Origin of the sequence: Pseudoxanthomonas sp. 22568 (assembly GCF_052044485.1) — a bacterium.
In the GTDB taxonomy this organism is placed as follows: Bacteria; Pseudomonadota; Gammaproteobacteria; order Xanthomonadales; family Xanthomonadaceae; genus Pseudoxanthomonas_A; species Pseudoxanthomonas_A beigongshangi.
Window position 1 is genome coordinate 46,975 of the sequence record NZ_JBQENC010000006.1, and the last position, 7,480, is coordinate 54,454.

At 66.1% G+C, this 7,480-nt stretch carries 7 protein-coding genes; all 7 read left to right on the forward strand.

The genetic code is table 11. The features are described from left to right. Nucleotides 1-247: 247 nt before the first annotated feature. Nucleotides 248-1,714: a pyruvate kinase gene (pyk, locus tag ACTJI2_RS09310; RefSeq protein ID WP_183644263.1), complete on the forward strand. Its 1,467-nt coding sequence runs from the start codon at nucleotides 248-250 to the stop codon at nucleotides 1,712-1,714. 57 nt (nucleotides 1,715-1,771) lie between these two features. After that, entirely contained in the window at nucleotides 1,772-2,323 is a 552-nt protein-coding gene (locus ACTJI2_RS09315; RefSeq protein WP_440841918.1) for a hypothetical protein, read from the forward strand. Between the two features lie 116 nt (nucleotides 2,324-2,439). After that, nucleotides 2,440-3,444, forward strand: coding sequence for a class I fructose-bisphosphate aldolase (locus tag ACTJI2_RS09320; protein WP_440841919.1), 1,005 nt, complete (start codon nucleotides 2,440-2,442; stop codon nucleotides 3,442-3,444). Between the two features lie 188 nt (nucleotides 3,445-3,632). Next, the gene (locus ACTJI2_RS09325; protein ID WP_183644254.1) at nucleotides 3,633-4,106 is read left to right on the forward strand and encodes a MarR family winged helix-turn-helix transcriptional regulator; all 474 of its coding nucleotides are present in this window, start codon (nucleotides 3,633-3,635) and stop codon (nucleotides 4,104-4,106) included. Between the two features lie 11 nt (nucleotides 4,107-4,117). Next, a complete protein-coding gene (locus tag ACTJI2_RS09330; RefSeq protein WP_440841921.1) occupies nucleotides 4,118-5,218 on the forward strand; it encodes an efflux RND transporter periplasmic adaptor subunit in 1,101 nt (366 codons plus the stop codon). A gap of 154 nt (nucleotides 5,219-5,372) precedes the next feature. Then, complete coding sequence (locus ACTJI2_RS09335) at nucleotides 5,373-6,917, forward strand: MDR family MFS transporter (protein ID WP_318288557.1); 1,545 nt, start codon at nucleotides 5,373-5,375, stop codon at nucleotides 6,915-6,917. Nucleotides 6,918-7,068: 151 nt separating this feature from the next. Further along, nucleotides 7,069-7,455: an SMU1112c/YaeR family gloxylase I-like metalloprotein gene (gene gloA2, locus ACTJI2_RS09340; protein WP_318289327.1), complete on the forward strand. Its 387-nt coding sequence runs from the start codon at nucleotides 7,069-7,071 to the stop codon at nucleotides 7,453-7,455. The last annotated feature ends 25 nt before the right edge of the window (nucleotides 7,456-7,480 follow it).

The window sequence follows — 7,480 nt, forward strand, 5'->3', positions numbered from 1 at the left end:
GGCACGCGCGGACCGGCGCGCAAACCGGGGTGCGATCGCAGCATGGCAACGCACTCAAGAGACCAAAAAAATACCAGTATCGGCATCGGCGTGAAGTCCACGAAACCGCTGTAAAACAGCGGTTTCACTGGATCCCGCGCAGGCTCGTGCCGCGCCTGCCGACGCGCGGTACGCCACCTGTCCGCGTGGATCATTGCAGTGCCCGTGCGGTGTGGTAGCGTTTGCGCCAATTCAGGGAAACGCACCAATGATCGAACGCCAGCGCCGCACCAAGATCCTCGCCACCCTCGGACCGGCCACCGACCCGCCGGGCGTGCTTGACGAGCTGTTCCGTGCCGGCGTCAACGTGGTCCGCCTGAACTTCTCCCATGGTGATCCTTCCGGCCAGGCCAAGCGCGCCGCCGCGGTTCGCGCCGCCGCGCAACGTGCCGGTGCCGAAGTCGGCATCCTCGCCGATCTGCCGGGGCCGAAAATCCGCATCGAGCGTTTTGCCGAGGGCAAGGTCGTGCTCAAGGCCGGCGCGCGTTTCGATCTGGTCGCAAACGCCAGTGCGCCGGCCGGCGATGTCTCGCAGGTGGGCGTGAGCTACCTGGGACTGCCCGGCGACGTGACCCACGGCGATACCCTGCTGCTCGATGACGGCCTGATGCAGCTGCGGGTGGAGCAGGTGGAAGGCGAGCGCATCATCACCACCGTGCTCAACGATGGCGTACTGTCCGATCGCAAGGGCCTTAACAAGCTCGGCGGCGGCCTGTCGCTGGGCGCGCTGACCGAGCGCGACAAGGAGCTTATCGCCATCGTCGCCGAGATTGGCGTCGACTTCATCGCGGTGTCGTTCTGCCGCAATGCCGAGGACATGAACGAAGCGCGCCGCATCGCCCGCGAGCATGGCAGCGATGCCGCGCTGGTGTCCAAGATCGAGCGCACCGAGGCGATCGAGAACCTGGCCGAGATCGTCGAGGCGAGCGACGTGGTGATGGTCGCGCGTGGCGACCTGGGCGTGGAGATCGGCGACGCCGAGCTGCCCGGCCTGCAGAAGAAGATCATCCGGGAGTCGCTGGCCCGCAATCGCGTGGTGATTACCGCCACCCAGATGTTGCAGTCGATGGTGGACAACCCGATTCCCACCCGCGCCGAAGTACTGGACGTGGCCAACGCGGTCATCGACGGCACCGACGCGGTGATGCTGTCGGCGGAAACCGCGGCCGGCAGCTATCCGGTCAAGGCGGTCGAGGCGATGGCGCGCATCTGCCTGGGTGCGGAAAAGCAGTTCGAGACCGATACCGATTTCGAGAAGGCGCCGCGCGATCTGGCGCGCGCCGACCAGGCCATCGCGATGGCCGCGATGTTCCTGACCGAGCACATCGGCGTGCGCGCGATCGTCGCGATGACCGAATCCGGCGGCACCGCACGTTACCTGTCGCGGTTCCGCGCGCGCGCGCCGGTCTATGCCTTCTCGCGTCACGACGGCGCGCGCCGGCGGATGGCGATGATGCGCGACGTGTTCCCGATCGCGTTCGACAGCCGCGGCCTGGCGCCACGCGAAGCCGCGCGCGAGGCGATGCGCTGCCTGTACGACCGCAAGCTGCTGTCCGAAGGCGACCGCATCATCTTCACCAGCGGCGATCACATGGAAAAGCACGGCGCCACCAACACCCTGCGCCTGCTGCAGATTGGCATGCAGGGACAGGCCGAAGGGCTGGGCGAGTTGTAATTGCCTTCCATTCGGGCGAGGCTGCACGCTCTTGCCCGGAGAATGGAAGCGGAGTTCATGACCAGGACCAATGCCTATACGCTGCTGTGCGTCGCGATTCGTGCCGTGGTGGTGTGGTTCTCCGCTTCCCTGTTGCTGATGATTCCCGGCCTGATGATTGCCATGCGCGATGGCACATACGAAGGCGATGCGATCGGGTTGGGCCTGGCGGCGATTCTGCTGCCGGCGCTGGTGCTGGGCCTGGCCTGGCTGTTTGCCGACAAGCTGGCGCGCCTGGCGCTGGCGCGGCCGCAGGAGCCCGTGTTCGAGAGCCGAATCGAGGCGCGCACCTGGCTGGGATTGGCGTTCTCGATCATCGGCGCCTATTTCCTGTTCCAGGTGCTGCGCGATGTGGCACCGCTGTTGATCCAATGGGTCATGCTGTCGCGTTCGACCGTTGGCTACCTGCAACTGGACGGCACGACCGAGCCCTTGGCGATACGGATCCTGACGCTGGTGATCGAAGCGGTGCTGGCCGGGATTTTCCTGCTTCAGGGACCTGGCCTGGCCCGGCTCGTGCACCGGTGGCGTTATGGGCGACTGGAAGCGGAGGAATCCGTTCCGGACTGAATCGTCACTCCGTTGTTACGTCGCGCTTGTAACCGTTTGCAAATTTCCGGTGGCCCAAGCTGTTCCCGTGATTGGGCTATAATTGGTATCTTTCCCGCCGCTCCTCCAGGACCCACATGAGCATCGAACAGCTTGCCGAAACCGCCCAGGCCATGGTGGCCGCGGGCAAGGGCATCATCGCGATCGACGAATCCACCAGCACCATCGCCAAGCGCTTCGCCGGCGTGGGCATCGAGAACACCGAGGAAAACCGCCGCGCCTATCGCGAACTGCTGCTCACCACGCCCAAGCTGAGCGATTACATTTCCGGCGCCATCCTGTACGACGAGACCATCCGCCAGTCCACCAAGGACGGCGTGCCGTTCGCCAAGTACATGGCCCAGCACGGCATCATCCCGGGCATCAAGGTCGACAAGGGCACCCACCCGCTGGCCGGTTGCCCCGGCGAAGTGGTGACCGAGGGCCTGGACGGCCTGCGTGAGCGCCTGAAGGAGTACTACGCGCTGGGCGCCCGCTTCGCCAAGTGGCGCGCGGTGATCAACATCGGCGAGGACATCCCGACCGGCACCTGCATCGAGGCGAACGCGCACGCGCTGGCCCGCTATGCCGCGCTGTGCCAGGAAGCCGGACTGGTGCCGATGGTGGAGCCGGAAGTGCTGATGGATGGCGAGCACGACATCCAGACCTGCTACGAAGTGACCGAAGCGGTGCTGCGTTCGCTGTTCGCCGCCCTGTATGAGCACAACGTGCTGCTGGAAGGCACCATCCTGAAGGCCTCGATGGTCGTGCCCGGCAAGGACTGCCCGGACCAGGCCGACGTCGAGGAAGTGGCCGAATCCACCGTGATGTGCCTGAAGAGCACCGTGCCGGCGATCCTGCCGGGCATCGTGTTCCTGTCCGGTGGCCAGAGCGACGAGGACGCCACCGCGCACCTGGACGCGATGAACCGCCTCGGTTCGCTGCCGTGGCCGCTGTCGTTTTCCTATGGCCGCGCCATGCAGCAGGCCGCGCTGAAGCTGTGGTCCGAGGACCTGAAGGGCAATTTCGCCAAGGCCCAGTCAACGGTCTACGCCCGCGCCAAGGACAACGGCCTGGCCGCGCTCGGCAAGTGGGAAGGCTGAGCCCGTAGCGCCGAGCTTGTTCGGCGAAACGAGAGTCCAGAAAGTCCAAAACGCCGGCCACGAGCCGGCGTTTTGCTTTTCCCTCCCCGGCAATCGCCGGACAGCGAGGGCGCTCCAAACTGAACGGCCGTTCAAGAAAACTGCCATCCCTCTATATTGTTGCCTAGGCAGCTATATCATAGGCAGCCATGAGCGAGTCCTGTAATCCCGCTTCCCTCGGCTACCTGATTGCCGACCTCAGCCGCCTGTATGGGCGGGTGTTCGATCGGCGTGCCGCGCACCTGGGCCTGACCCGGGTCCAGTGGCGCGCGCTCAAGCGCATCCACCAGAACGAAGGCCTGACCCAGGCGGCGCTGGCCGACGTGATGGACATGGAGCCGATCGCGGTCGGCCGGGTGGTCGATCGGCTGCAGAAGGCCGGCTTCGTCGAGCGTCGCAACGATCCCAACGATCGCCGTTGCTGGCGGCTGCACCTGTCGCCGCAATCGAACGAACTGATGGATCTGATCGAAGACGTGGCCACCGGTCTGCGTGAGGACAGCCTGGCCGAAGTCGCGCCCGATGACCTGCGGATCACCCTGCAGGTGCTGGGCCAGATCCGCGAAACCCTTTCCCAGCTCGACCGCGCCAGCCGCGGCGAGTCCTCCCTGCGCAAGTCCTGACCCCGCCCCCCATGACCACCAAGATCAATGCCGCCGCCGAGCAGGCGGCCACTCCCGCATCTCCCAAGCGCCGGCGCGTGCCGGTCTGGCTGTGGATCGCCGCGCCGGCCGCGGTCATCGGTTTCTTTGCCTGGGAATGGGTGGTGTCCAACCGCCAGGTCGGCACCGACAACGCCTACATCAAGGCCGAACGCATCCTCATCGCGCCGCAGGTCGGCGGCCGGGTGGTGGAAGTGGCGGTCAGCCAGAACCAGGTGGTGAAGAAGGGCGATCTGCTGTTCCGCATCGACCCCGAACCGCTGCAGATTGCGCTGGCGCAGAACGAGGCGACCCTGGCCTATGTCGCCAACACCACCAGCGCGAGCCGCGCCAAGGTGACCGGCGCCGGCACTTCGGTCGCGGCCAAGCGCGAAACCCTGGCCTGGGCGCAGCGCGACCTCGCGCGCATGCAGCAGCTCGCCAGCCAGCAACTGGTCTCGCGCAAGATGCTCGACGACGCGCGCCACGCCGTGGCGGAAGCGAAGACCGATCTGGCCGACGCGATCGCATCCGAATCCGAAGCCAACGCGGCGCTGAGCGGCGATTCGCATACCCCGCTGCAGGACCTGCCGGGCTATCGCGGCGCGATGGCGATGCTGGCCAAGGCCAAACTGGACCTGGCGCACGCCGAAGTGCGCGCGCCGGTCGATGGCATCGTCGGCCTGCACGATCTGCAGGTGGGCGAATACATCAACGTCGGCCAAACTGCGATGCCGCTGGTCGCCACCAACCCGATATGGGTGGAAGCCAACTTCAAGGAAACCGAGTTGACCCGGATGCACGTCGGCCAGCAGGCGACCGTCGAAGTGGATACCTATCCGGGCGTGAAGTGGAAGGCGCACGTCGCCTCGATCGCGCCGGCGTCCGGCGCCGAGTTCAGCGTGCTGCCGCCGCAGAACGCCACCGGCAACTGGGTCAAGATCGTGCAGCGCATTCCGGTCCGCCTCGAAATCGACGGCGCCGATCGCAGGGACGCCCCGCAACTGCGCGCCGGCATGAGCGCCGACGTGGAGGTCGATCTGCGCGATCCCGACGGCGGCGGCCATGCCGGCAAGGCCACCGCGGCGCGCTGAAGCAAGCTGTTTGTTACCGTCATTCCGGGCGTCTGCGGACCGCATAGCGGCGCTGTGGTGGAGTCGCGAAGGGGTCCGCGGCGCTCCGGGATGACCTCTGATTCTCCATGGCGCGGCACGTGCGCGCGCCGCCCCGTGCCAGGCCGGTGACGCCATGATCAGCCGATTGAAGAACGACAACGCGAACGGCAACCGCACCCTGCTGGTGGTGTCGGTGATGCTGGCCACGCTGATGCAGGCGCTGGACACCACCATCGCCAACGTCGCGCTGCCGGACATGCAGGGCTCGCTGTCGGCCACCCAGGACCAGGTGTCGTGGGTGTTGACCAGCTACATAGTGGCTGCCGCGATCCTGACTCCCGTCACCGGCTGGCTGGCCGGTCGGCTGGGACGCCGGCGCCTGCTGATCATCGCGGTGGGCGGATTCACCGTCGCCTCGCTGCTGTGCGGCATCGCCACCGGCATCGGCGAAATGGTGTTCTACCGCGTGCTGCAAGGCGTGTTCGGCGCCTCGCTGGTGCCGATCTCGCAGTCGCTGCTGCTGGATTCATTCCCCAAGGAAAAGCATGGCGCGGCGATGGCGATGTGGGGCATGGGCATCATGGTCGGCCCGATCCTCGGTCCGCCGCTGGGTGGCTTCCTGACCCAAAACTACAGCTGGCACTGGGTATTCCTGATCAACCTGCCGATCGGCATCCTCGCGCTCATCGGCATCCTGGCCAGCGTGAAGAAGGACCAGCCGCACGAGCGCCCACTGGACGGCATCGGCCTGGGGCTGCTGGCGCTGGGCATCGGTGCGTTGCAGCTGTTCCTGGATCGCGGGCAGGGCGAGGACTGGTTCGGCAGCCTGGAAATCCAGATCGAAGCGGCGCTGGCGTTCCTGGCGTTGTACACGTACGCACTGTGGTGGTGGCGCCACCGCGAGCACGCGCTGCTGGATCTCGGGCTGCTGAAGAATGCCAACTTCGCGGTCGGCTGCGCGCTGATCTTCATCGTCGGTATCGTGCTGTTCGCCACGCTCGCGCTGCTGCCACCGTACCTGAGCACGCTGATGAACTACCCGGTGTTGACCATCGGTCTGGTGCTGGCGCCGCGCGGCGTCGGCACCATGCTGAGCATGATGGTGGTCGGGCGCCTGCTGGGACGGGTGGATGCGCGCGGCCCGATTCTGGTCGGCATGGGCCTGATGGTGCTCTCGCTGCATGGCATGACCCAATTCGGCCCGACCGCGTCGATGTCGTCGATTGTCTGGCTGGGCGTGATCCAGGGCCTGGGACTCGGACTGGTGTTCGTGCCGATTTCAACGGTCGCCTATGCGACGCTGGAACCGCACCAGCGCACCGAAGCGGCCGGCTTGTTCAGTCTGGTCCGCAACATCGGCTCGTCGGTGGGCATCTCGGTGGTGATGACGCTGCTGTCGCGCGCCGGCCAGATCAACCACGCGGAGATCGGCGCGCGCATACCCGCCTTCGGTGCCGAGACTACCCTGCTGCCGCCGATGTGGAATCCGGATACCGTGAGCGGCGCGGCGCTGCTCAACGCCGAGGTGATGCGGCAATCCGCGGCGATTGGCTATCTCAACGACTTCAAGCTGATGATGTTGCTGACCCTGGTGTCGATGCCGCTGGTGCTGCTGATGCAGAGCGGTAAGCATCCAGCCGGTGGAACGGCAGGCGCGGATGCGGCGGCGGCGCATTAGCGGGCATCACCTCATTGTAGGAGCGACGTGAGTCGCGACCGCATGCCTGGCACTGGATTGGGGCGCGACTTGCGTCGCTCCTGCATCGTGATCGCGGCGAGCGGTCGCGACTCACGTCGCTCCTACAGGATGCAGGGATAGAATGATGTCCATGAAACTGCTCGGCATCCACCACGTCGCCATCATCGCTTCGGACTATGCGCGTTCGCGGCGTTTCTATGTCGAGGTGCTGGGATTGGACGTGATCGCGGAGCATTACCGCGAGACGCGCGATTCCTGGAAGCTGGATCTTCGGGTGGACGAGCGCACCCGGATCGAATTGTTTTCGTTTCCCTCGCCGCCAGCGCGGGTGTCGCGGCCCGAGGCGTGCGGCCTGCGCCATTTGGCGCTACGGGTGGCGGACCTGGATGCCGCGGTCTCCCATCTGGAAGCGCATGGCGTGGCGGTGGAACCGATCCGGGTGGACGAGTTCACCGACCGGCGTTTCACCTTCTTCGCGGATCCGGACGGGTTGCCGCTGGAGTTGTACGAGGATTGACTCCCCCGCTTTTGTAGGAGCGACG